Below are 24,202 nucleotides of genomic sequence, written 5' to 3'. Positions count from 1 at the left end.
GGACTACACCCCGCTAACTAAGCGGTCCAAGGTATGATCGGCTTCCTCCTCTAACATAAATGCTTCTGAAGCAATCGTTAGATTGATCTTAGCCATTTCCATGTAACCTTGTTTCATCTCATCACGAAACTGACGCTTATTCTTCCGCTCACGAAGAAACATCTCAGTAGCTTGATGGATAAATTCGCTGCGGTCCAAATTTTCTTTTTTTATGACGCGATCTACCTCACTTAGTAATTTCTGAGGAAGACTAATCACTATTCGTTTTGTGTTCAATTCGGACACAACATACACCTCCAGCGCAAAGCTATACTACGATCAAATTCCTTTTAACCACATTTAATCTTATCACTTCAATAATCCATTTGCAAAGCGATTTCAAAGTATTTATTCTACAAAATTTTTAATAGTCCTTCTAATATTCTGCTAAAAATTTAGAATTACATTCATATTTTCTAAAATTCGACCCTTTTTCGTATAAACTCTCGGCACTCGAGCAGAAATGAGGCACGGAATTTCATAATTTATCGTATTTGCGATACGCGCGATCTCATCCATTTCTATTCTCTCTGACCGCTGATTTCCTATTAAAGTAGCAACTTCACCAACATCTAGTCTCTTTGGCAGCCTAACCATACATTGATCCATACAGATTCTGCCGATGATCGGCATTCGTTCCCCCTTTATAAGCACCGAAGCTCCTGGGGAAAATCTTCTTTGCCAGCCGTCCGCATAGCCGATTGGAAGTGTACCTACCCACTCCTCTTTTGTTGCTGTATAAGTAGCTCCATAGCTTACAGTATCCCCAGGCATCAGTTTTTTAACATGAATGAGCTGAGAGTGCAGACTGAACGCCTCTTGGAGCGGAAAAGGCAAGTCTTGTTTTAATTCGTTAGATGGTGCCAATCCGTACATACTGATTCCGAGTCGAACCAGATTGAAAGGCCCTTCTACTTTTCTAAGAGCCGCAGCGCTATTGGCACTGTGAATGAGAGCTGGATTCAATCCCCATGTGTTAAGCAAGTCTATATATTTAATAAAGCTCTTTCTCTGTTTCTCAAAAAGTTCTGATTCCCATTCGTCTGCTGTTGCAAAATGGGTAAATACACCTTCTGCTTCAAACGTAGATGATTGTTTGATGAAGTGCGCTACTTCTCGCAACTCACTTTCTTCTCTAAACCCTACTCGCCCCATACCGGTGTCGATCTTCAGATGAACCTTCACACGGTGATTTGTGTCTTTAACATGTGGTTCCGCATCAATCAGCCATTCTTTTTGAAAGACGGTAAGGCTTAATTCATTTTCTGCCGCAAGATTAGCATATTCTGGTCTAACCCGGTTCATAACTAAAATCGGTGCTGAGATTCCTTGTTTACGTAAAGCTAATCCTTCATCGAGCATCGCTACAGCAAGCCACTCTGCTCCAGACCTCAAAGCTTCTTCTGCAATTTGAAAAGCGCCATGGCCATAACCATTTGCTTTTACAACAGCCATAATCTTTTGATCAGGGAGATGTTTCTTAAATGATTCTACATTTTGACTGATCTTGTCTAAGTCAATTTCCGCCCACGTGTCTCGATAATAATGATGTTTATCCATGATGTTTGCCTCCCTGTTTAGATTGCTGCCTTCTATTTTACCCTCTTAGCGTGATTTATGTAAGCATCCTAATATTCAATCCACAAATATGTATGTACAATCAAAAAGTTTTGAGAGTTTATCCACGAGTTTTTGTTCTCAATCCAAAAGTTTTGCTACTTTATCCACGAGTCTACAATCCTCGACAATGTAAACATTAGCCACTACCTCTAATAACCGTACAATTAAATAAAAACAGGCTAGCATCATCGCCAGCCTGTTTTCCTATTAGTATATATAATGTAGAAATTATTTAATCGCCTCTCCGCTCACTGAGCGGGCAATCGCCATCAACTCTTCTTCACCGAGGTTATTAGAGACAAGCAAGTAATCCACACCGTTAAAATTCCATGTAATCGATTGATCCGTCATCGCGCCAACAGTAAAACCTAGATCAACAGGTTCACCACTAGACATTGTGAGACGGGAAGCTGTTTCAACAGCTGTGTTTTTCTGCTGCATCAATGTAAAAGATTTGTCTTCATCAGCATAGTTTAATACCACTTTGGAATCATCTTTGCCTTCTGCGACTTCTCTTTCATTTACGATGTTCAAGTTAGCTGTATAAGTCGGATACAGCACCTCGAACTCTTCTCCAGCACCAGAGAATGTAGGTACTTCAAATTGAGCACTACTCATGTTTGATTCCATATCAAAAGCGTTCTTATCAAATTTTGCGTTAAACTTAACTTTTGAGAAATCCAGTCTTACAAGCTCTTTTTGGTCTTGATCCATAATTCGCACTTGTTGAGGATCAAGATCTTTATTTAGTGTAATCTCCTGCTGATATAGATTTTTGTTTTGGTAATTAGTTTTTGTATGGAAAACATAGCTTTTCTCTTTTGATTTAAATCCTCTGTCCGTATCGTTCAAGATGTCCGAAATGAGTGATTGGAACAAATAAACTTGGCTGTTGTTTTCTGGCCAGTCACTTTGGAATCGGAAACTTTTATTCAGAGCTGGCGTAAGAACGAAAACTCCATCTTTGTTACGCAGTATCATCTGACTTTGATCTTTTTCAGCATTTTTTAAGCTGACTCGATAAAAATCGGGCTTCTTATGCCAAATTTCTAAATCGTAAGTCAGTGGCTTCTCTCCTGTGCTCAATGTCATCTTGGCTTCAGCTTTGTAGCCTGTCATGGATTCCATTCTTTCTTCCAAGGAATCTAAAACATCGTTCTGGCTTTGTGCACCACATGCCGACAGAACCAATACGATCATGAACGCCGTCAACATCATTGACAGTGTTTTCTTCATTTTTTGCCATCCCCTTTGTCCCAAAGTAATTTCGACATTGAAGGGGGACCAACTCTCTGCATCTTGCAAAGGACTACCCCTTCTACCGCATTACAATATATGAGACAACCCTGGACAATATGCAGACTAGCTTGACGAGCTTTCTAATACCACTTGTGCAATCGCGTATTCTTTCGTATGAGAGATAGAGAGATGACATAAATATGGGTAAGGGGATGTAAGAAATGGCTTACCTTTTTCATCTGATTTAATTTCCATGTCCTGCCACGAAAGTTCAGCGCCGATTCCAACACCGAGCGCTTTAGCCATTGCTTCTTTTGCTGCAAATCGTCCCGCAAGATATTCAAATCTTCTGTTCCCATTTAAAGACTGAAACCTTTTTTGTTCGAACGGCGTTAACACACGCTCCGGAAAACGGGGTTGATGGGAAACCACCTGTTTGATTCGTTTTAGTTCGATCATATCGATGCCTGTTCCTACAATCATTAAATAAAAGCTCCTTTACAGCTATATCTTTCGCCCTATCTACCATCACATGGTAAACTTAAGGAAGATGAATAAATATGTTTAAATTTGGGCTGTTTTTAAAAGTTTGTTTTTCTTGCATGAAGATGATTTCGTTTCATGTGCTTCGCGTTCTTCTGCGGGGCAGGCTTTAACTCCACTCAACGAAAAAACAGCCTACACTTTATATAAAAAGGGTGATACTATTTCCATGTTTATAAGAGATGAAAGCTTTCAGACCTTTATCAGACGCTATCCTATTGTTACCTTTTTAGTTGCTGCACATATTATCGTGTTTCTTCTTATTAATTTTACCCCTTTTTCTACCTCTTTGTATCATTTTATGGTTGGATCTAACTATTACATTACCGCTGGAGAGTATTGGCGTTTATTTACCCCTATTGTTACACACGAAGCTGCAGGTCATCTGATCTTCAACTCGTTCTCACTTGTTTTGTTCGGTCCTGCACTTGAAGGAATCCTTGGAAAAGCACGATTTATTATCGGGTATGTAGGTGCTGGATTAATTGCAAATATTGCTACTCTACTGCTGCTTCCACTTTCTTACGCTCATATCGGTGCATCTGGAGCTATTTTCGGTTTGTTCGGCATTTATGTTTACATGCTATATAACCACCGTCAATATATTGATCAAGCCAACACACAGATTCTTCTCGTTGTATTGGGAATTAGCTTAGTCACCACGTTTATGAATGCACGGATTAACGTCATGGGTCACCTGTTCGGTTTAATCGGTGGGGCTGCTCTCGCTCCAATCATTTTCGCTTCCCTTCATCGTAAGAAAAAAAGATGGTAACACAAAAAGCACCTCATCACGTTTGAGGTGCTTTTCCTATTTGAAGATGCTCGATCAAGACATCTTTTAAAGAAGTTTCAAAATAGACAGGCCAATCCACATCCAAAGCGTTCAACTGCCTAGCATGTTTAGGCTTTACTCCAATGATTTTTACTGGTTTCCCATTCATGTATTGAAGCATGCGGAAAAGCTCGCTTAATTTTTGCACGCCACCCTCATCAATTTCTCCTGTTGCCGATAGATCGAAGAAAATCTCTTCAAATTGACCTTCGTACGCGGCTTTCAAAGCATTACCTGTTACGGTGATCATCTTGCTCTCATTCACATCACCAAACAAGGGAACAAACGCCATCTTTTCTGAGATCGGAATGAACGGTCCAGACAATTCATCAAGACGTTTCATTGCATCTTCTAACGCTTCTTTCTTTTCGAATAACTCAAAATCTGTAGAAGATAACCTGAGTCTAAGTTCTAAAAGTTTTTCTTCAAGCCCTTGGACGTGTTTCCCGATTGGAATAAAAACAATGTGCGCGAATTCGCCTTCCCAACAAATAGAGATGTCGCAAAGCAAGAACGGTTGATTTTTAGCTCTTATATTTGCTTCAAATGTCTTTTCGCCTTCAAACGGCATCATAAACTTCATTAGCTTATTATGACTTTCTTCATCAAAACAATCCCGAATTGTTTCAGCCTGCAAATCCAACATTTCAATGGCTTTGGAGGATCGATCGTGAATAACTCCATGCTTATCTATCTTTACGTACGGTACAGGTAAGACACTGCTCATTTGTAGGCATTGATCCTCTCTTGGGTATATTCATCCAGCCATTTTTCTGCCTGTTTAAGGTTTTTTATAATGATTCCCTGATTATTTACATATGGTTCTAAATCGTATTTTTCTGTTAGTCGTCCGCCTACTAAGATAACAGGCTTATTGGGCAGCGCGGCTAACGACCGAACATAATTCTTTAACACAGGAAGATTGTATACGATGGAAACGGATAAGCCAATAACTTCTGGCTTCCATTGCAGAGCAGATTTCAAAGCATATTCCAGCGGCAAGCTTGCTCCATAGTATTTCGTTTCCCAGCCTTTTTCTTCAAAAATACTGTTGATCATTTTAATTCCAAGATAATGCTGTTCACCTTGCAAGCACAAAAACATGGCTTTCTTTTTACCTGGTGTTTCATCTGCTGATACTTGAAATAATCTGGAAAGAACAAAATCACAGACTCCCGTCGCTAAATGTTCATCAGCGACTGAAATCTCATTGTTTTCCCAGAGGTCTCCAATCATATACATTGCAGGAGTAAATAGGTCTCGAAACAAAACCATTCGATTTTGGTCAGGCTGCTGTTTAATAAAACGTAATGCCTCAACATGATTACCTTCTAAAAACAGACGAGCCAGTTTTTCAGCTTCTGAAATAGCCATGGATGGGACCTCTCCTTTAATTTAGTGTGATTCAACTTTACTACGCAAAACATCGTTTGCTTGTTTCAAATATCCGATATAAATACCGACACGGGTATTTTCTATTCTTTGCTTTTCCTGTTCTTCTAAAAGAACCTCTATAATTAAATCAAAATTGTCCATTAAAAGCTGTGTACTCATTCCAAACTTTCGCAGAATACCATCTAGCCAGATCGCATAATCCGTAAAGAATGCACTGTTATCAAGTTCGTATGCGGTTTCTAAGTGCTTAAAGTGATGGTGATTATCTTCGATGCACTTCACTCTCCCCTTGTCACCATATCTTTCGACAAGAGAAGGATCTTTTTGGTAAATTTTTTCTGTTATTCTTTCTACCATATCATTTATGTTAAATTCCGTCATTTAGCAACCACCTTATATTGCTTAACAGTGGGAATGACAGCTGCTAATTCTTGATCGGGATACTTCTTTTCTAAATCATGAATCTTCTTAAACTCCTCACTTCTTACCCATTTTAAATAAGCTTCCTTAGACGCAAATATGAGTTGAACGGTCAGCTCACCTGCGCGCTTATCGTTCTGAAGCAACAAGAAGTCAATAAAGCCATCGGCGTTATCTACTGATCTAGAACGGTTCTTATATATATTTATTACTTCGTCTGCTTTTTCGTTTGGAACATCAAACGTAGAGAAAACGGTATACATGGAAACATCACCTCTTGGATGTATTTAAACGACACAAAATGTTTATCTCATAAAAGATTCAATAAAGACTATATTTTTCCTGCTAGCTATTTTAACTAGGAACACCTTTTAAATTTGAACCACTCATATTACAGGAAATATGCAAAGAAGTCGAATTTAAGTAAAAATGCACAAGGAGAATTTGGCCCTAAAACAGTAATTATTTTTCAAACTTCTGAACATAGAAAAAAGGATAGAACCCACTCGATTATGAGCTGGTTCTATCCTTTGGTTTTTTACTTTAGTAAAGATCAAACATATTTACATCGTGATTGGTCTGTTTTAAATAAGTAAACAACTGACCACGATGATGATAGCTATGAGTGACAATTTCCACCAGCCATTTTGCCTGAGTAGCACCCTTCTCAGCATAAAAGGCCTTCGTTTCTTTCTTCAAAAAATCGTCTTCGGAAAGAGATAGGAAATATGACTTCGCCAGATGATAACCTTCTTCTAATACATGAGTTAATTCAGTAACATTTTCTGCAGATAACTTCTTTTCAAGCTGCCGAATTTCTTGCTCTGATTTTTCCTGTAAAATCGCTAAATCAATATGAGGAATCTGAACCAAATGATTAGCTAATTCTAAAAAAGAGCGCATGTTATCAACAGGGCGAAAATTGTAAACAGAAGGATCTGCTTTTTTTAATAATTGATTGGTCGTTCGAACCACAACATACAATTCTTCGAGTAATGTTTCTGTTAAGGAAGCCGTTGCATTCATATCTTCTTTCCTCCTGCTATGTAAAATAACTACTCGTATTAACTTCTTCGTCTCAAGCGTTTTTTCCTCCGTTTAATCCAGAAGCTATCTCATTATGTGCGGAGTTGCTCATCAAAATATTCTCAGAGTGGTCTTCACAGATCAAAAGCATATCGTAATAAGCGCGCATAAAGACTTCCACGATAAATGGATCGTACATTTTTCCTGATTGATTCTCGATCTCTTTCTTTGCTTCCCAAGGCGTCATACCTTGACGGTACGCACGGTTACTCGTCATCGCGTCAAAAGAATCAGCAACGGCTAAGATACGAGAATAGATCGGTATATCCTTCCCTTTTAAACGGTGTGGATAGCCTAGACCATCGTATCTTTCATGATGATGAAGAATTCCTGTTAAAACACGGTCCGAGTATCCAAAAGATTTTGCTAGCATCATCCCATCAACAGGATGCTTTTTCATAATTTCGTACTCTTCTTGTGTTAATTTTCCTTTCTTCAAAAGCACGGCATCTGGCGTTGAAATCTTTCCGATATCATGAATGAGAGCTGTCAACTCAAGCTCTTGCCATTCTACATTTTTAAATTGACCATGTTTGGCAAGAATCATGGCATAAAGCGCTACTCTTTTTGAATGACCTTGAGTATAAACATCTTTCGCTTCAACAGCTAACGAGAATGCTTTTACACCTTGCTGAATCGCTTCTTTTTCTGCAACGGACTGATAAACGATTCGTTGAGCCATGAACAGAAGTGAACAAAAAATTACATAGATCGAAATAAACGCCAGATAGTCTTTCAGTGGTTCGTTCGATAACAAGAGATATGAACTCAATCCACCTATACTTGAAACATAATATAGCCTCTTATCATTTAAAAGTAGCGCAGATACAGGCAAAAAGAAGTATGCGGCCTGCACGATCGGATATGTAACGAAAAAGTAGGAAATCGAAACGACATATATACTGCACAAAATAAAAGCCAATTTTGTGTATGGTTCTTGTATGCGGTTGACTCCCCAAGCAGGAAGAAACCCGATTAAAAATAAGAATAGAAATGGATAGAAATTATCGATTGGTTCTATAAAAAAATGATGGAGAGCCTGAATGAAGGCACTCCCCACAATAAATAGCTGTGCTAGCTTAATATTACGTATCATGAATGAAACTCCAATTGTCGAATTTTGTAATTTAATGTAATTATATACTATAAAAGCTTTTTATCCTATAGTTTGTTCGTATTTAAAACATGTTTGCTTCATCATGTCTATTTTTATGCAAGCAAAAAAACCGCCAAACGACGGTTTTATTTTACGTAACTGCGAGCAACTTGTCTCATTTTTTTATGTTTATGTTTTTGGCTTCTCATTCTTAATATAACTAGAAATGCGAGTAATAGCAGTAATCCACTGTATAAGAAAATTCCGGTCTTTACAACAGATTGCATAAACGTTGAATCTACTTCCTCGACAGATTTGTTATCGATCGTCGCCGTAGCTTCTTTTTCTCTCTCTTTAAACAAGGTATGCGTGAGTAGAACATTTCCGTTAGAATCTTTCAGTTGAAGCTCTCCATCTGAACTCACTTCCTGAACCGGTTCTTCTCCTTTTGGCAAAGTAACGGACAGGTCCTCTTTCAGCGGATACGTTTCTCCGTTTAACGCTTCAATCTTTGTACCACTAGTCAGAGTTTGTCTTTCGAAGTTTGCAAATCCATAATCACCAAGCGCCATCGTATCCCAATAAGCCGCTCGACTCGTAGGAGCTTTTAGTGTAACGATGATAACGTCTAGGTTATCGCGTGAAACAGCTGTAACTAAAGTGTGCTTGGATTCATCAACATAGCCGTTCTTAACACCAATCGTACCCGGATAATCCCATAAAAGCTGATGGTGATTCCTTAACGTGGTTTCCCAGCCTTCTCCGACCCAAGGCAATTCTTTTGTGGATACGATCTCTCGGAATTCTTCATTCTTCATTGCGTATTGCGTAATCTTCGCCATATCTTCGGCTGTTGTATAATGTTCCTCATCAAAAAGTCCGTTTGGATTAACAAAATGAGTGTTTTCTGCTCCCACTTTTTTCGCAAATGCGTTCATTTGGTCAGCGAATGAATCGACATCCCCTGCCAAGTATTCTGCAATCGCAACAGCTGCATCATTACCCGAGTTGATCAGAAGGCCTTGAACAAGCTTTTTCAAAGGTACTTGCTCGTCTTCCATCAAATAGACACGCGTCCCCTCAGCTCTTACAGCATCACTGCTCACGACAACAGAATCATCCAACTTGCCTGATTCTATAGCCAGAATCCCTGTAATGATTTTCGTAATACTTGCTGGATACATTTGTTCTGAGCTATTTTTTTGATATAAAATATCCCCTGTTTTCGCATCGATCATTACAGCGCTTTCGCTTTTAATTTCTGGTGTGTTCTCCCCCGTTGCTTGTACAAACTGCGTATTTACAAGCATAACCAGTGAAAAAACAAGAATTAGGCTAAGTTTTTTCATTTATTTCCGCTCCCGTTAGTCATTTAATCTTCATATCTCTTCGTTGTTTGTTTCGTTTCTTTTATGGTTGAAATCAAAATGAAATCTAGTAATATTCGCCATAAAAAAACAGGCGTTTTATCAATTGATACCGTTCGACAAAATCCGCCTGTTTCCTTTTATATATCGTTCATATTTTTAGTTTATTTAGTCAAAATGTTTTCTACTTTTCTTTCCTTTTAATAAATCTCCTGTCCACCCCTTCATTCTTAGCCAGATATATATGCCTAATGTGGAGATAACGATTGAAATCATAGCGTAAAGGTAACCAAATTTCCAATCAAGTTCTGGCATATTCTTGAAGTTCATACCCCAGACTGCCCCTAGAACCATTCCAGGAGTGAAAATGACGGTAAAAACAGTTAATGTTTTCATTATTTCATTTCCTCGATGAGAAGAAAGAACTTCTTCAAGGTTTAACAAAGTATCGATGTCCTGTCTGTAATGAGAAAGAAGCGAAGTTGTTCGATCGATCCTAGTTTCAATTCGCTTATACGCTCGTGTTTCTGTAATGTCATCCAGAAATGCTTCCTTAATAGCCATCTGCGTTTCATGAACCGGAAGTGTTAAGTCACTCCAGTTAATAAGCTCGATTCGTCGATCATAGATGCTGTTCAATAGATTGGTATGATTGTTTCTTTGAACATCACGTTGCAGCTCCTTGAGCTTAATTTCCAGAGCGTCAATACCGTCCAAAAAGTGATTAATTAATTCACCCAGTAATATTAAAAAACCTTCCACAGGTGTCTTTTCTTCCAGAATCATATGATCACAAGAATCACGGTGATCCCCTTGGATACTTGAAAGGTCTAAGCCCACTGTTATTAAGGATTTGGGACGTATATAAAAATGAAAAACTTTAAAATCAGATTGATTCTCCGGATCCTGTTTATACGTAAGTGATCCACGAACAATTTGATCACCGTCACTGTCTCTTTCAATCCTTAAATAGTTGACCTTATCTTCTTTAATGTTACGCAGCCAATTTTTACAGCCTTTCGTATCTGCGATCAAGTCATGAATTGTTTCTTCATGACACACATGACGATGCCACTTCCAACTATAAACACTTGTTTCTTCCATAGAATGATCCATCCTTTATATAATGATCGCTTTTAGATAACGTTATATTCTTTAGCGCCTTGTTTTCTTAACCAGTTTAGTGAGAATTGCATGATATCAGGATGACTCTGCAAATTTTTATTCTTTGAATAAATCCAGATATAACCCTTCTTTTCGGTTTCCTGTACCTTTAACAATGCAATGGCTAATATTTCATGTTCTTCTACTATCACAACGCTTGTATCATCACGATCCTCTAAATATTGAGAAAGTTTCTTCTGATATTCTGGAGCGTCACTACACCATTCCAACAAACGGTTAAGGTCTTCCTTTTCTGCGAATATCGGTTTCACTGTCATCCTCCTCCATTAGAGTTCCCTTATAAAAATGTGAACAAACACTATATTATTTCTTTAGTTGGTGCCAGATAGCTTTGTAAAAGTTCTCGGTCTTCTGGAAAGGATAAGGTAAGCGTCTCTAACTCTTTCAAGGATACCCACCTTATATCGTGTATTAAACCATCTGGATCTTGAATGACCGAAGAACCGCTCACTAGATCTGTTAAAAAATAGTGAACGTTAAAATGGATGCTTTGAGAGATTCCTTCTTTAATATGTAGCTTTCTAACAACTTTTACGACATAACCCGTTTCTTCCCACACTTCACGAATGCCGCATTCCTCAAGACTCTCGTTGCCTTCTCTACCTCCAGAAGGAACACTCCACGTCTTCTCCTCATCTGCTGCTCCTTGTAAAACCATCAATAGCTTTCCATCATTCACACAAATACAACTTGCACCTTCCCACTTCATAGCCATTCCCCCTTATACAGCTATTTTCTGGACATGAAAAAAAAGTCCTGCGCTTGAATGCCAGGACTTTTCTACAATTATATGACGTTAAATTACTAAACTATATGACTTTAGTTTGTTCAGCTACTTTTTGAGTGTTCACAATGCAACATTTGCAATGATCCCACGTGTATAGCGTCTTGCTGTTTTGTTCTAACAAAGACAGAGAATCATCCGTACATTCGACGATCTTCGAATGTGGAATATCATGCTCCTTTTGTTCACCTGTCTTCATATCGATGTATACGATTCGCTCGCTCTTTCCCGTTGCAAGATCCAATTCGTAGACTAAAAGTTGATCATCTACTTGATATAGGGCACGTGGGGAAATGGATAGCTTGTATTCTGTAACCACTTTATCTTTGTCATTCAACACCATGATCTTCTTTGGGTCCCCGTTTAGAACGGGAGCACCTGAAACGTATACAAGATCTTCATGACATAAAATATCAGTAGGTGCCATGTTACTTCCTAGATTTATACGCTTTTTCTTCCCGTTGCGGATGATGTAAAGAACCGCTTGATCTTCTTCAACAATATAGGAAGAAATGTAGAGAACATCCTGGTTCATCTCTACTTCCCACAGGAAGCCATTCACTTTCCACTCTTTTACTAACTCAGGGCCATCTTTAGAAAAAATTAAGACTGAGCCTTTTGAACCATCACCTTCACAAGCGACTACAACACTTGTTTCGAATTCATAAAAGTTGGGTTGTCCTTTAATAACTTGAGATTTCAAGCAGCCGTTTTTATGGTCAAAGATGAAGAGCTTGTGGTCCCTTGACTGATCATCTTTCTTCTTGGAGAACCAGTAATTCTTCTGTTTGTCCATGAATACTTCGGAGTAGGCAAAAGCGCCTTCCTCATTTCTTACTATATTTCCGGCCACTTCAGGATCACGTGAGACATACAGCGATTGATTCTTCTCTGCAGTTCGTGATGATAATTGATACATTTTAGCCATAGTACTCTCTCCCTTCAAATTTGACGCCGGCTCGGTGCTGACATAGGATTTATGTAAATCGTTCTTTTCAAAATTATCAATTTCTAGCAAAAACTTTGTATTTTCTGTTATATTTATCTTATCAGACATTCCATTTATTCTGTATTGGGAAAAATGGTAGGATAGATACTTGTTTAGTGGGGGTCTTGCATGACAATTTTCCCAAGTTCTGAAAGGGGGATTTTATGGTCGGTCAACGAATAAGATATTATAGAAAAACCAAAGGCCTAACCCAGGAAGAGCTGGCACAGGGAATTTGCTCAGTCTCCTACTTGAGTAAAATTGAAAAAGGGGACGCCAAATCTAGTGAAGAAGTAATAAATATGCTTTGCGAACGTCTAGGCATTTCGCCTGAGGAAGTAGATAATAATGAAATACTTGAGATGTTGAATGAGTGGAATATGATGATGGTTCATCGCAGATTTGAAGAAGCAAAAGACTACTTTCCGTCTCTTAATGAAAAAATGAAAAGTGTTTCTAACCCTGAGATATTAATACGGTACGACTTATTTTTGGCAAGGTTTTACTTAGTCACTGATCAACTAACTAAAGCTCATTCAATATTGAAGCCTCTATGTCAAATTCAAGAACAATTTTCTCCTGAATTAGATTATTATTACTTTCAAGTAATGGCAATGTATAATTTTTTCTTAAGTAAATATAATGAAGCACTTGATAATATTAAAAAATGTGAATCTTTATTTAAAAAGATATACCTTAAAGAAAGTGAAGAAGCAGTCCTATATTACCAGATTGCTGTTTATTATGGTCAACTTTACAGAATTACACTAGTAAATTATTACGCATATAAAGCAATAGCAATCTTCGATAAAGAGTACAACTATAGCAGGAGTGCAGATTGTCACATCTTGCTGGCTATCAGTAATAGACGGGTTCGAAATTATTCACAAGCAGAGTATCATTTAAACCATGCTCTAAAATATTCAAAAGCCTTTAACGATAAGTCAACTACTGCTATTATTCTTCATAACTTAGGCTATGTCGCTTCATGTAAAAATGAGTCTAAGAAGGCTATAGAATACATCTTAAAAAGTTATAAATTAAAACAAGAATTAAATGATATTAATATACAGGTTATTTCAACAATTTACTTGGCTGCTAGAGAATATTTTAATATTGAAGATTACTCTAAATCACTTGAATGGGTAAATAAAGGTTATGATATTATTAAAAGTGATTTAAAACACGAATACTACTATCATTTAAAAATACTTGAATTGCAAATTAAACAAGCTACAATGAATATATCCAAAGACCTAGAAGAATTTTTATCTAAAGAAGCAATTCCTTATTTTGATAAGTTAAGTACAACTGAATACTTAGCTGCTAATGCTGAATTATTAGCAGATATATATTTTGACCAAGGACAATATAAAAAAGCCAGTAACTATTATAGAATTTCTAACAATGCTAGAAAGAACATATTATAAGGAGGTGAACAGTTTGAAAAAATTTATCTTAGGACTTGTTCTGGTAGGTGCAGTTGCTTTCACTAGCACTTCAATAGTAGAAGCTAATGATCAACTTCCAAGCATTAAAAGTATTTCATACGTTAAATAAAAGAGCTCAAGATTGAGCTCTTTTTTTATGCCCTTATAACCACCTTCGTCCCAATAGGTACAATCTGCGATAATTCCAAAACATGATTATTATGCATCCGCACACATCCTTTGGATACGTTTTTGCCGATGGATGATGGTGTATCTGTGCCGTGTATGCCGTAGTGAGGTCGTGAGAGTCCCATCCACATGACTCCGAACGGTCCGCCTGGATTAGGTGCTTTATTAATTATCGTATAGGTTCCGGTTGGCGTAGGTGTCAGGATTTTGCCCACACCTATCGGATAGCGTTTGATTACTTTCCCATCTTTTACGAGGGCTAGTCTTTTTCTTGTTGTTGAAATATAGATCTCATAAGGCATCATCATACCTCCCGCTTTAGCTTATGCAGGACAACTATGAAATGACTCTATTTGGTTACCATGAAGCATTGCTCACTATGTGAGGCTTGTATCCTCCCTGTAGCTTCTAAAAAGCTTTCTGCCGTTGTTAAGCCAACGTGCTTGAAGGTTTTTCTCAACACTTTTTGTTTTTCTGCTGTTTCATGTGGCAATTGTTTTAAAAACTCTTCAAAACTGCCAAACTCTTTTATTAGTGCATGAACTCTCTTCGCGTTTTCAATCGTCGCTTCGATTTTTTTTCTATGCCTGACGATCCCAGCATCATTTAGTAGTGCTTCAATCTCTTTCTCCCCAAACTGCATGACCTTTTCTACCTCAAACTGCGCAAAGGCTTGCCTGAAGTTCTCTCTTTTGTGAAGAATGGTCTTCCAGCTTAAGCCAGATTGAAACAGCTCTAGTGTTAAGCATTCGAATAAGGCATTGTCTCCAACTACATACTGACCCCATTCGTTATCATGATACTGTTGCAGCATCTCGCTTTCTTCACTCCACTTGCATCGGTTCATCTCACATACTCCTTTTATAAAAATAAAAAGCGCAGCCTGGCTGCACTTTTGTTATTGGGTTGCACGCATTTCTGAAAAAGGGTAGATGACGACTTCAGAACGACCTTCGATTGCTTTCGTTTCGATCAAACCTAGTCCGTTTCGTGAATCCATACTATTAAGACGGTTGTCGCCCATTACGAAAACTTTCCCTTTTGGGACTTTCAGTGGACCAAAATCCTCCGTTAGGTACACCCCTAAGCTTTTCGCTTCAGATTTATTTTCTTGAAGATAAGACTCTTTCACTTTTTTATTATTTACATAAAGGCTGTCACTCTTCATTTGAATAACGTCACCTTCTAAACCTATCACTCGTTTTACGTACCGCTTATCGTCACCTTTAATAATAACAATATCGCCTTTTTGGGGCTCAGAAAACGCATAAACAATTTTATTAACATACAGCTTTTCTTGGTCGTGAAGAGTAGGTGACATAGATGCACCTTCTACCATATATGGAGCAAAGAAATAGGCTTTTGTGATAAATACAAAGACTAAAGCAAATCCAATCGCCTTTAACCAGCTAACCCATTCACTTTTTTGCTTTGTTTCTTTTTCTTGTTCTATCATTTCTTCATTCACCTCGGCGCAACGATTTCAATTTTTAATCGATCTGGATCTTCAAAGAATAAAGCATAATGATTTTCTCCACCTGCAAAAGGAAACTTGTCCTCATATAAAAAGGAAATATTTTTCTTCTTCAATTGTACACGAAGGTGCTCTATTTGCGCACGTGATTTAGCCCAAAAGGCCAGGTGATTAAGTCCTGAACGCTTTCGGTGAAAAGGGATGTCCATATACAATTCTTCTGTTTGTACAAAAACAAGATAAGACGATTCTATCTTGTAGCTAAAACCATTTTCCCATTCCTGATATAGAGAAAAACCTAACTCTGGCATCAGCCATTCATAAAACTCGCTCGTTTTCTTCAGATTCTTCACATTAATTTCGATATGATGGAAGCCTTGTGGTAGTGTCATCGTTTCTCCTATTTCTTCCTATACTTAAAAAAGGTCCTCTATCACTTTTAATCTTTCGAGAAATAGCCTACAATGGTAAAGATTTCCGTTTCACTACAGGAGGGTTATACTTATGAATCCTAAAACAAAACACGCAGCAATCTTCCTGGCTATTTCTTTGCTTTGGTTGAAAACCTATATTGTTTATAAAGTTTCATTTACGCTGCCTATCGATCATTTCCTGCAAGAAATTTTATTATTTTTAAATCCGCTCAGTTTTCTCGTACTCTATTTTTGTTTAGCTAACCTTGCTTCACCTGGTAAAAGAAGTCGAATCATTCTATGGCTGTCCTTCATTTATAGTTTTATCTTGTATGCGAACGTCGTCTATTATCGATTCTTTACGGACTTCCTTACGATCCCGGTACTGTTTCAAACCAAGAATGTTGGAGATATCGGAAACAGTGTTTATGAACTGGTCTATGTAACAGACATCTTCTTTTTTGTTGATTTGTTTTTATTAGCATATCTATTAAAGCAGACAAGATGGAAGGCTGATCATCTATTAAAACCTGTAGATCGCAGAAAAATATTCTTATGTGGTGTGGCTGTATTGGCCGTTCATTTGATCCTTGCAGAAATAAACCGACCACAGCTTTTAACCCGTACATTTGACAGAGAAATACTTGTGAAAAGCTTAGGAACGTTCAATTATCATCTGTACGACATCATGCTTCAATCGAAGTCTTCTATGCAAAAAGCACTAGCGAGCAACATGGATGCAGAGGAGATTCTCTCAAATGTGAAAAAAGAAACAGCTAACAACCCCGAGCTCTATGGAATTGCAAAAGGAAAAAACGTAATCATGGTATCCCTAGAATCCACCCAAAATTTTGTACTAAACTACAAAATAAACGGTAAAGAAGTTACTCCCTTTTTAAATGAACTTGCTGAATCTAGCTATTATTTTAATAACTTCTATCATCAAACAGGACAGGGAAAGACATCTGATTCTGAGTTTTTAATCGATAATTCCCTATATCCACTGCCAAGAGGTGCTGTTTTTCAAACACACCCATTAAATGAATACAACGCTATGCCTGAGATTTTAAAATCAAGTGGCTATTATTCAGCTGTTTTTCACGGCAATAATAAAAGCTTTTGGAATCGAGACGTTATCTATAAAACGATGGGCTATGACAAGTTTTATAGTGAAGAATATTATCATGTAACGGACGATAACTCGATTAACTATGGACTTAAAGATATACCTTTCTTTAAACAATCCATGCCGTATTTAAAAAAGCTGCCTCAGCCCTTTTATGCCCGTTTTATTACCCTAACCAATCATCATCCATATTTAATTCATGAAAAAGAACAGTGGATTGAGCCTTACCCTGTAGATGATGGAACGGTTAGCCGCTATTTTACAACCGTTCGCTACGCGGACGAAGCACTGCGTCAGTTTTTTGAAGAACTGAAGAGCTCTGGATTATATGAGAATTCAGTCGTTGTCGTATATGGCGACCATTATGGCATATCAGAACGGCATCAAGAAGCGATGGCAGATGTGTTGAGCAAAGCAACACTTACCGCTTACAATCAAGTAGAACTGCAGCAAGTACCCTTATTCATTCACGTTCCAGGGAAAAAAGGGAAGCAGTTAGATACAGTTGGCGGACAGATTGATCTCAAACCTACTCTATTACACTTGCTTGGAATTGAGTCGAAGGATGACGTTCATTTTGGAACCGATCTTTTTTCAAAAGATCATCATGAACTAACCGTGCTCCGTAATGGCTCCTTCATTACAGACAACTATATTTATACAAATGAGACTTGTTATGTAAAACCATTTGGAGCACCAGTAGAAGAAGATAAGTGCAAGTCATACATTGAGCAGGCAAAAGAGGAACTTGATCAGTCAGATCGAATCATATATGGTGATCTGCTGCGATTCTTAAAATAAATATAGCCCCTTGTGAGGGGCTATATTTTTTAGTGTCTATCAAGATTCATTTAAAACCTTCTTTTACTTCTTTTGATATGCTAATTATGGAGTTAAGACCTAGGATTAAACACGAAATAAAAAATATGTTACTCCACTCACCTATGAAGATTAAGTAAAAGATGCTTAACAAAGCAGCTAAAATAATAATACAATCTAAAATAAAGGCAAGCTTCACTCTCATTTTCTCAACCTCCTAAGTCTTTTTATAAGGCTGTTTTCGAAAACTTTGTTGCTTTTGGAAGTGTTGATTTCCGTTCCAGTCTGCTCGTTTCCACGGGGCAGACGCTGAGCCACATTCGTACGTTTCACTCTTAAGTGTCTCAGCTGTCCGCCTGTCCCGTAGGAGTCTCGCACCTTCCACTCCAATCAATAGCAAAGGTGACAAGGAGTTAAAAGCAACAAACAATTAATAAAGTGCTTTTTGCAAGAAGCAGCTTAAACTAGTATAAAAAATTGGTGAGGGCAATATTTTTTCTTTCATACAAATCCTATCTATCTACGTCTTAAATATTTTTAAATAACCTCAAAGCAGAACCAACAGCTACGATTAGGAATGTTAAGAAATAAATACTCTTCCACTCATCTATGTAGATAAAGTACAACATACTTAATAGGGCAATAAGAAATAAGACTAATTCAAAAATAAAACCTAACTTCTTTCTCAATTCCTTAACCTCCTGGTCTTTTTGCAAGAATAAGCTTATTTCATTATAAAAGATAATTTGTTGAAGGTGGAAATATGTTGAAACCTCTTTTTGCTTATTTTACAGATATTCACGGTAATTTAGATGCTCTTCAAGCTGTTATTGATGACGCTACAAGAATGGGAATCTCTCGTTTTATTAGTGGCGGTGACATGATTGGGATCGGTCCGTTTACAAACGAGGTGCTTGAACGGTTATGTAACTTGCCATCTATTAAGATGGTTACGGGAAATCATGATGAATCGATTTTGGCGTTAAAATATGGTCTGCCTCACCCTAAGAGTCACTGGCATGCGAAACAACATCATCAATGGATTGCCGACCAGCTTAAAGATACATATGCTCATACATTGAACGCACTTCCCCGAGAGCTTGCATTTGAGGAAGAAGGTTTTCACTTTCTCATCACACACTATCCTTATAAACAAGGAAAAAAGGAATCTCCAATATCTGAAGATCCCTTTATGCCGATTGTAAGTAAACCTGATTCTTTAGCGATGAAAGAGCTCTTTAAAGGCTTATTCACCTATGATTTTATAGGATTTGGTCATCATCATATCCTTCACGACTTTAAGGTAAATCAAACGCTTTTAGTGAATCCTGGCGCACTAGGATGTAATAAGGTTGCCGAAGCGCGCTATGCCATCATCTATATCGCAGATGAAAAGGAACTTAAGATTGAATTTAAATCTGTAGCCTACGACCAAACAAATCTGTTTAAGACTTACAGAGAACTTGAAGTTCCAGATGGTCCGTTTTTAATGAGAGCTTTTCATGGTTAGGAGGTAGCTCATTTTTTGCGACTCATTTATTACTGTGCTTCTTTGTAGTTGAAATCATTTATTTGGTTAGATTCCATTCATCTAATGTCATCATATTAAATTCTTCTTTAACATCCAATCTTAAAGGAGCCATTAATTCGATGCTATTTCCATCTGGATCTTTAAAATAAATGGCTGCGTGAGCTTGTGGATTATTAGGTAATACTAAAGGTTGTTTTTCAGGTGGAAATCCAAAATTAGTAGAGACTTCTATAGCCCTTTCTTCTAACCAACTCTTTATATTTAACATATCCTCTCTATCTATTTGAAAAGCGATATGTCTTAACGATGGGTGATAGGGTGTTTTAACCTTGTCTGTTTCCCATAACCCTAACCAACTTCTTCCTTTCTCAATCCAGAAAAACACTAGTTTATCTTGTTGATACGCGATTTCTAAATCTAGTTTCTTATAAAAGTCTATGGATGTTTTAAGATTACTTACCGGTAAATGTGCTTCGTAAAGTCCTTTAATCATTTGATTACTCCTATTAACTTATTCTATATATTATTTTCTAATTTTCTTTGGGATGAAGTACTAGAGGGTTGGTAGTTTGTATAAATTCAATCTCTTCTCCGTCTGGACCTTCGTAAAAAACAGTTCTCCAACCGTTTGGAAGGTCAAAAGGTCCTTCTGTTAGAAAGATTTCCTTAAGAGATAGTTCCTTTATTTTTTCCGTTACAGAAGTCACGCTGAATGCGATATGGCCGGATGCCGTATGACTCCCTGAATTAGGCATCAATTCAAGCTGAAATCCTTCCCCTATTAAAAAACCTAGCTCTGTATCGTTCCACATGAAACTTTCTTTCTTTTCGATAGGTAGAATCTTTTCATAGAATTCACTAGACTTTTTCATATCACTTACGTAGAGACCGATATGATGCAGCATCATGATTTTCTCACTTACAAAATTAGATTCATATCGCCAAACTCGTGCCAGAGATATCGCTTTTGAATCGCATCATTGTAAGCTTTATATAACTTGGATCGGTCTACGAATGCAGAAAGCAATTGCAGATGACTCGCCTCCGGTTCATGCATCCCTGTAATTAATCCATCACATACGGCCAGTTTCGTATTTTCAGTAATATATAGATTCGTCCATCCACTAGCTGCCTGGACCCTTCCGTTTTGTTCCGCGACTGTCTCTAGCGTTCTTACAACTGTTGTACCAACTGCTATGACGCGACCTCCATTGTTTTTCGTTTCAGAAATAAGGTCTGCCGTTTCATTCGGGATATGATAGTTTTCAAAGTTTTTATCTGGTCCTTTATGCCACTTATCATCCAGCAAATAACTTAATCCCGTATGAAGCGTAATATAAGCGATCTTAACGCCTTTTTTCTGAAGTCGAAACAGAAGCTCCCAACTGAACGCCCTTCCAGCAGAAGGCATCTCTACAGACCCTGGAATGGTCGCGAAAACCGTTTGATAGTAATCTAGATTCCAAGGTTTCTGGATGTATTCATACCTGACGGGTTCTCCTAAATCATAGATCTGGTTGAACAGCGAAGAGCAGCATAGATTAAAGGCTAATGATACAAAAGGTGTGTCTTCTGACTGTTCGATAATAGTAGCCGTTAATGTCGGAGAAAAACGGATGATATCACCTTCTTTTACAGTTCCGCTAACGGGAAGTGCTTCCCATATTGATTCATTCTTCCTGTGAGCCAGTCGGATCTCTACCTCAGAGCCATCAGCTTCTTTTCGACTCTTTAAAACGGCTGGAACTGTTCGGCTCGCGTTAAGTACAAGCAGATCACCTTTTTTCAAATAACGGTCCAGTTGGTAGAATTGTGTATGATCTGTCTTTCCTGTGTTTTTGTCGAGCACCATCATTTTCACATAATCTCTGCGTAATCCCCTTCGTTCTGGTGGTTCTATTGCATTTAGTTCATCTGGAACCTCAAACTTCATCGCTGTTTCCATTAAAACTCACTCCCCTCAAGCTGAAACGTCTGTGCTTCAAATCGCTTGCCGGTAATGAGGAAAGAGGCATCTGATGCCAAGTATCCAAAAACAGCCGTCAGATCTTCAGGCTTTGCAAGCTCATAATCACAATCTGGTACAGCACGTGCATGCATGTCTGTATCCATCTCACCAGGATCAACCATGTTCACACGTACACCAGATTCACTAACTTCATCTGCCCATGTTTCGGTCAACCCTTCAAGTGCAAATTTTGAGATGCCATATGCTCCCCAACCTGCATAACCAGTTGCTCCCGCTTCTGATGTAATATTAATGATGCTTCCCTGTTGTTTTTGCAGCATGATCGGTAACACTCTTCTTGTTACTAAAAATGGTCCGATCGTATTTACGCGAAGAACTTCTTCAAAATCCTGTTCTGGATAATCAAGTAAATAAGGAATTGGGCTAGGACCTATGATGGATGCATTGTTAATTAAAACATCTATTACTCCAAAGCGCTCTTCTGTCAGAGCTACGAATCGTTCTACATCTTTTGACTTCGACATATCTGCTTCTATCGCTAGAACGTCTGCTCCAAGCTGAATCGCTTCACTCTTCACACTTTGAAGGGCATCTTCGTTTCTTGCGCATATCGCCAAATTATAACCTTCCCGGGCAAAATATAGAGAAAGCGCTTTACCTAAACCTTTTGAAGCTCCTGTTATCATGATTACTTTTTTCATTTCGTGTTCCTCCTGAATTTATATTTTATACTTTTTATACATTTATGTTTACTAAGTATTTTTATTATAGTGACACTTCTTTTCATTCGTCAACGATTTAATTTACAAATTTTTCGACAAATTTCCCGGAAAATAAAAAAACCTCTGCCGTAGCAAAGGTTTTACTTTAGCCGAAACGATGCTCCATCTATGATTTCAACATCGTTTCTTTCTTTTATTTCCCTCATAAGCTGAAAAAGGGCTAAATCTTTTTTCTTGGATTCAATCATACAGTCTATTTCTTCCACACTACCTTTTACTTCTTTCAAAAAATCAAAAAACATATTCACATCCACATAGTCAGCATGATTTCTAAATTGCTTCTCGCTCTTTGGACTCGAGATATGCATCTTCAATGGCAATGGAGATGTTTTCCATGACTCTACCACTCGTGGCCAATGCTGTATCCAGTTCTCGTCATGATGGTATGCAAGATGATGGTGATAATCGAACACGAGGGGAATCTGCAGCTTTTCACATAGGTACAAAGCATCCGCCATTGTAAAAGATGTATCGTCGTTCTCTAGCATGATCATTCTTTGAACCGATAACGGAACGCTTCCCCAATTCTGCACGAAGCGCTCAAGTGCTACATCGGTTTCTTTATAGTTTCCACCTACATGCATCACACAACGATGCTCTGTATCGATTCCCATGCTTTTAAGTATTTTGTAGTGAAGCTGTAACGTCTTTAGAGAATTTTTAAGAATCTCTTTTTTCGGAGAATTGATCAGTACAAAATGGTCCGGGTGAAAATCTAGCCTCATATTATGTTGTTTTGCATATTGTCCCATCTCATGGAGTGCATCACGTAAAGGAGTGATATAATCCCAGTCTAAGAGCTCACTATGATTGGCTAGCGGAATGATTCTAGAGGTCATTCGATAAAACCGTACATCGTTAGCCACTGCATGCTTTAACACTCGTAGCGTATTGGTTATATTGGCTAGCGATATGCGCTCAAGTTTCCTCAACCCAGCTTCTCTATTCTGCAGCTGGCTGAATTGTTTATAGGTCATGGTTTTGGACGGAGAAGCATTTTTTAACTCCATGCTCATCGCCACAAAACCAAGCTTAATTATAGTCATCTGTCACACCTCTTTTTCATCACTACCAGTATGACCCTATTGCTTTTGTTTTTATCCAATATGATGAATTGAACAAGAATGCAAATAAAAGAAACTGCCCTCAACATCAAGGACAGTTCACATGTCTACTCAGGTAAATATCTTTTAGAACCTACATACGTTCCCTTCCAGTACTTAGCATCGAGTGACTGTATCCGTACACCTTTTGAAGTAGCTGCGATAAACTCTTTATTCCCCATATAGATGCCTACAAATGAGACGCTTTTACCATTTGTTTTGAAAAATACGAGGTCACCTAATTTTTCTTTTCCTTTTGCAACGGATGTGCCGCCTTTATACTGATCAGCGGCCGTTCTTGGCAAACTTTTCTTCACTACTGTTGTTTTGAATATATATGTGGTAAACCCTGATGCATCAAATCCTTTTGGTGTTGTGCCACCCCATTTAAATGGAGCTCCTTTGTAGAGTTTAGCCGTTTCTGTCACTTCTTGATCATAAGATGGAGATGCTTTTGCTGCAGATACACCACCTAAGATCAACAGAGCTGCGAGTCCTAATGAAACTACTGCGACGAGTAAACGTTTCATGAATAACATCCTCTCTTTAATGAACTCTTTTTACTCTATTAGTCGTCGGCCACAGAATTTAAGTTACTTTCTTTTCATAAAAAAAAGACTGCAAATTGCAGCCTTTTTCGACAGTCTATGACAGTTGATTGGAGAGGAAGGTGTGAGACACTTATACGTGAAACGTACGAATGTGGTTCACTGTCTGCCCCGCGGAAAGCGAAGCACCTGGAGTGGAGATCAACTACTATCGGGAAGCA

At 38.0% G+C, this 24,202-nt stretch carries 30 protein-coding genes; 4 read left to right on the top strand and 26 right to left on the bottom strand.

What is annotated here, in order from left to right; genetic code table 11:
* Positions 1-3: 3 nt before the first annotated feature.
* The 4 genes from IHV09_RS21100 to acpS all read right to left on the bottom strand — a co-directional run bounded on the left by IHV09_RS21100 (position 4) and on the right by acpS (position 3,381).
* Complete coding sequence (locus IHV09_RS21100; RefSeq protein ID WP_066390801.1) at positions 4-285, bottom strand: CopG family ribbon-helix-helix protein; 282 nt, start codon at positions 283-285, stop codon at positions 4-6.
* Between the two features lie 141 nt (positions 286-426).
* Positions 427-1,599 (bottom strand): alanine racemase, encoded by a 1,173-nt coding sequence (gene alr, locus IHV09_RS21095; protein ID WP_197265411.1) that lies wholly within the window; start codon positions 1,597-1,599, stop codon positions 427-429.
* Positions 1,600-1,887: 288 nt separating this feature from the next.
* Positions 1,888-2,895 carry a LolA family protein gene (locus tag IHV09_RS21090; protein WP_197265410.1) on the bottom strand — a complete coding sequence of 336 codons (1,008 nt, stop codon included), beginning with the start codon at positions 2,893-2,895 and terminating at the stop codon, positions 1,888-1,890.
* A 126-nt stretch (positions 2,896-3,021) separates the two neighbouring features.
* A complete protein-coding gene (gene acpS / locus IHV09_RS21085; RefSeq protein ID WP_197192186.1) occupies positions 3,022-3,381 on the bottom strand; it encodes a holo-ACP synthase in 360 nt (119 codons plus the stop codon).
* A 229-nt stretch (positions 3,382-3,610) separates the two neighbouring features.
* Between acpS and IHV09_RS21080 the strand changes: the two genes are divergently transcribed.
* Positions 3,611-4,216: a rhomboid family intramembrane serine protease gene (locus IHV09_RS21080; RefSeq protein WP_197134367.1), complete on the top strand. Its 606-nt coding sequence runs from the start codon at positions 3,611-3,613 to the stop codon at positions 4,214-4,216.
* Between the two features lie 16 nt (positions 4,217-4,232).
* On the opposite strand, the gene IHV09_RS21075 is transcribed toward IHV09_RS21080, so the two are convergent.
* The 11 genes from IHV09_RS21075 to IHV09_RS21025 form a co-directional block, all read right to left on the bottom strand.
* Positions 4,233-5,003, bottom strand: coding sequence for an STAS domain-containing protein (locus tag IHV09_RS21075; RefSeq protein WP_197134365.1), 771 nt, complete (start codon positions 5,001-5,003; stop codon positions 4,233-4,235).
* A complete protein-coding gene (locus tag IHV09_RS21070) occupies positions 5,000-5,650 on the bottom strand; it encodes a cobalamin B12-binding domain-containing protein (RefSeq protein WP_197192184.1) in 651 nt (216 codons plus the stop codon). The genes IHV09_RS21075 and IHV09_RS21070 overlap by 4 nt, the downstream gene beginning before the upstream one ends.
* Positions 5,651-5,671: 21 nt before the next feature.
* Complete coding sequence (locus IHV09_RS21065; protein ID WP_197265409.1) at positions 5,672-6,052, bottom strand: hypothetical protein; 381 nt, start codon at positions 6,050-6,052, stop codon at positions 5,672-5,674.
* Complete coding sequence (locus IHV09_RS21060) at positions 6,049-6,354, bottom strand: antibiotic biosynthesis monooxygenase family protein (protein ID WP_197265408.1); 306 nt, start codon at positions 6,352-6,354, stop codon at positions 6,049-6,051. The genes IHV09_RS21065 and IHV09_RS21060 overlap by 4 nt, the downstream gene beginning before the upstream one ends.
* A 280-nt stretch (positions 6,355-6,634) precedes the next feature.
* Positions 6,635-7,117: a DinB family protein gene (locus IHV09_RS21055; protein ID WP_197265407.1), complete on the bottom strand. Its 483-nt coding sequence runs from the start codon at positions 7,115-7,117 to the stop codon at positions 6,635-6,637.
* 52 nt (positions 7,118-7,169) lie between these two features.
* Positions 7,170-8,273, bottom strand: coding sequence for an HD-GYP domain-containing protein (locus tag IHV09_RS21050; RefSeq protein ID WP_197265406.1), 1,104 nt, complete (start codon positions 8,271-8,273; stop codon positions 7,170-7,172).
* A 146-nt stretch (positions 8,274-8,419) separates the two neighbouring features.
* A complete protein-coding gene (locus tag IHV09_RS21045) occupies positions 8,420-9,622 on the bottom strand; it encodes a D-alanyl-D-alanine carboxypeptidase family protein (protein ID WP_197265405.1) in 1,203 nt (400 codons plus the stop codon).
* A gap of 186 nt (positions 9,623-9,808) precedes the next feature.
* Positions 9,809-10,744 (bottom strand): magnesium transporter CorA family protein, encoded by a 936-nt coding sequence (locus tag IHV09_RS21040; RefSeq protein WP_197265404.1) that lies wholly within the window; start codon positions 10,742-10,744, stop codon positions 9,809-9,811.
* 32 nt (positions 10,745-10,776) lie between these two features.
* Positions 10,777-11,076, bottom strand: a complete 300-nt coding sequence (locus IHV09_RS21035; protein WP_197134352.1) for a hypothetical protein — start codon at positions 11,074-11,076, stop codon at positions 10,777-10,779.
* Positions 11,077-11,123: 47 nt separating this feature from the next.
* Positions 11,124-11,534 carry an NUDIX hydrolase gene (locus tag IHV09_RS21030; protein WP_370568861.1) on the bottom strand — a complete coding sequence of 137 codons (411 nt, stop codon included), beginning with the start codon at positions 11,532-11,534 and terminating at the stop codon, positions 11,124-11,126.
* A gap of 100 nt (positions 11,535-11,634) precedes the next feature.
* On the bottom strand, positions 11,635-12,537 hold the full coding sequence (locus IHV09_RS21025) for a hypothetical protein (protein ID WP_197265403.1): 903 nt from the start codon (positions 12,535-12,537) through the stop codon (positions 11,635-11,637).
* Positions 12,538-12,761: 224 nt separating this feature from the next.
* On the opposite strand from IHV09_RS21025, the gene IHV09_RS21020 reads away from it, so the two are divergent.
* Positions 12,762-14,027, top strand: a complete 1,266-nt coding sequence (locus IHV09_RS21020; RefSeq protein ID WP_197265402.1) for a helix-turn-helix domain-containing protein — start codon at positions 12,762-12,764, stop codon at positions 14,025-14,027.
* A 155-nt stretch (positions 14,028-14,182) separates the two neighbouring features.
* On the opposite strand, the gene IHV09_RS21015 is transcribed toward IHV09_RS21020, so the two are convergent.
* The 4 genes from IHV09_RS21015 to IHV09_RS21000 are packed head-to-tail and all read right to left on the bottom strand — an operon-like array spanning position 14,183 to position 16,082.
* A complete protein-coding gene (locus tag IHV09_RS21015) occupies positions 14,183-14,521 on the bottom strand; it encodes a L,D-transpeptidase (RefSeq protein WP_370569013.1) in 339 nt (112 codons plus the stop codon).
* Positions 14,522-14,565: 44 nt separating this feature from the next.
* The gene (locus tag IHV09_RS21010) at positions 14,566-15,063 is read right to left on the bottom strand and encodes a DNA-3-methyladenine glycosylase I (protein WP_197192175.1); all 498 of its coding nucleotides are present in this window, start codon (positions 15,061-15,063) and stop codon (positions 14,566-14,568) included.
* Positions 15,064-15,114: 51 nt separating this feature from the next.
* Positions 15,115-15,672: a signal peptidase I gene (lepB, locus tag IHV09_RS21005; protein WP_197134340.1), complete on the bottom strand. Its 558-nt coding sequence runs from the start codon at positions 15,670-15,672 to the stop codon at positions 15,115-15,117.
* Between the two features lie 8 nt (positions 15,673-15,680).
* Positions 15,681-16,082 (bottom strand): VOC family protein, encoded by a 402-nt coding sequence (locus IHV09_RS21000; RefSeq protein WP_197265400.1) that lies wholly within the window; start codon positions 16,080-16,082, stop codon positions 15,681-15,683.
* A gap of 112 nt (positions 16,083-16,194) precedes the next feature.
* On the opposite strand from IHV09_RS21000, the gene IHV09_RS20995 reads away from it, so the two are divergent.
* Positions 16,195-18,030, top strand: a complete 1,836-nt coding sequence (locus tag IHV09_RS20995) for an LTA synthase family protein (protein WP_197265399.1) — start codon at positions 16,195-16,197, stop codon at positions 18,028-18,030.
* A 545-nt stretch (positions 18,031-18,575) separates the two neighbouring features.
* Here IHV09_RS20995 and IHV09_RS20990 read toward each other — a convergent pair.
* Entirely contained in the window at positions 18,576-18,737 is a 162-nt protein-coding gene (locus IHV09_RS20990) for a hypothetical protein (RefSeq protein ID WP_197265398.1), read from the bottom strand.
* 74 nt (positions 18,738-18,811) lie between these two features.
* Here IHV09_RS20990 and IHV09_RS20985 point away from each other — a divergent pair, with 74 nt between their 5' ends.
* Positions 18,812-19,558: a metallophosphoesterase family protein gene (locus tag IHV09_RS20985; protein WP_197265397.1), complete on the top strand. Its 747-nt coding sequence runs from the start codon at positions 18,812-18,814 to the stop codon at positions 19,556-19,558.
* A gap of 58 nt (positions 19,559-19,616) precedes the next feature.
* Here IHV09_RS20985 and IHV09_RS20980 read toward each other — a convergent pair whose 3' ends face one another.
* From IHV09_RS20980 to IHV09_RS20955, 6 genes are all read right to left on the bottom strand, one after another.
* Positions 19,617-20,072, bottom strand: a complete 456-nt coding sequence (locus tag IHV09_RS20980) for a VOC family protein (protein WP_197265396.1) — start codon at positions 20,070-20,072, stop codon at positions 19,617-19,619.
* Positions 20,073-20,109: 37 nt separating this feature from the next.
* The gene (locus tag IHV09_RS20975) at positions 20,110-20,487 is read right to left on the bottom strand and encodes a VOC family protein (RefSeq protein ID WP_197265395.1); all 378 of its coding nucleotides are present in this window, start codon (positions 20,485-20,487) and stop codon (positions 20,110-20,112) included.
* Positions 20,488-20,498: 11 nt separating this feature from the next.
* Positions 20,499-21,524, bottom strand: a complete 1,026-nt coding sequence (locus IHV09_RS20970; protein ID WP_197265394.1) for an S-adenosylmethionine:tRNA ribosyltransferase-isomerase — start codon at positions 21,522-21,524, stop codon at positions 20,499-20,501.
* The gene (locus IHV09_RS20965; protein ID WP_197265393.1) at positions 21,524-22,249 is read right to left on the bottom strand and encodes an SDR family NAD(P)-dependent oxidoreductase; all 726 of its coding nucleotides are present in this window, start codon (positions 22,247-22,249) and stop codon (positions 21,524-21,526) included. Before IHV09_RS20965 ends, IHV09_RS20970 begins: the two co-directional genes overlap by 1 nt.
* 161 nt (positions 22,250-22,410) lie before the next feature.
* A complete protein-coding gene (uvsE, locus tag IHV09_RS20960) occupies positions 22,411-23,376 on the bottom strand; it encodes a UV DNA damage repair endonuclease UvsE (RefSeq protein WP_197265392.1) in 966 nt (321 codons plus the stop codon).
* A 125-nt stretch (positions 23,377-23,501) separates the two neighbouring features.
* Entirely contained in the window at positions 23,502-23,963 is a 462-nt protein-coding gene (locus IHV09_RS20955; protein WP_231618444.1) for a C40 family peptidase, read from the bottom strand.
* Positions 23,964-24,202 lie beyond the last annotated feature (239 nt).

The sequence above is a fragment of the Fictibacillus sp. 23RED33 genome, assembly GCF_015903925.1.
Classification (GTDB): domain Bacteria; phylum Bacillota; class Bacilli; order Bacillales; family Fictibacillaceae; genus Fictibacillus; species Fictibacillus phosphorivorans.
Note: the sequence above shows the minus strand (reverse complement) of the source record. Positions and strands in the feature narration are given on the sequence as shown.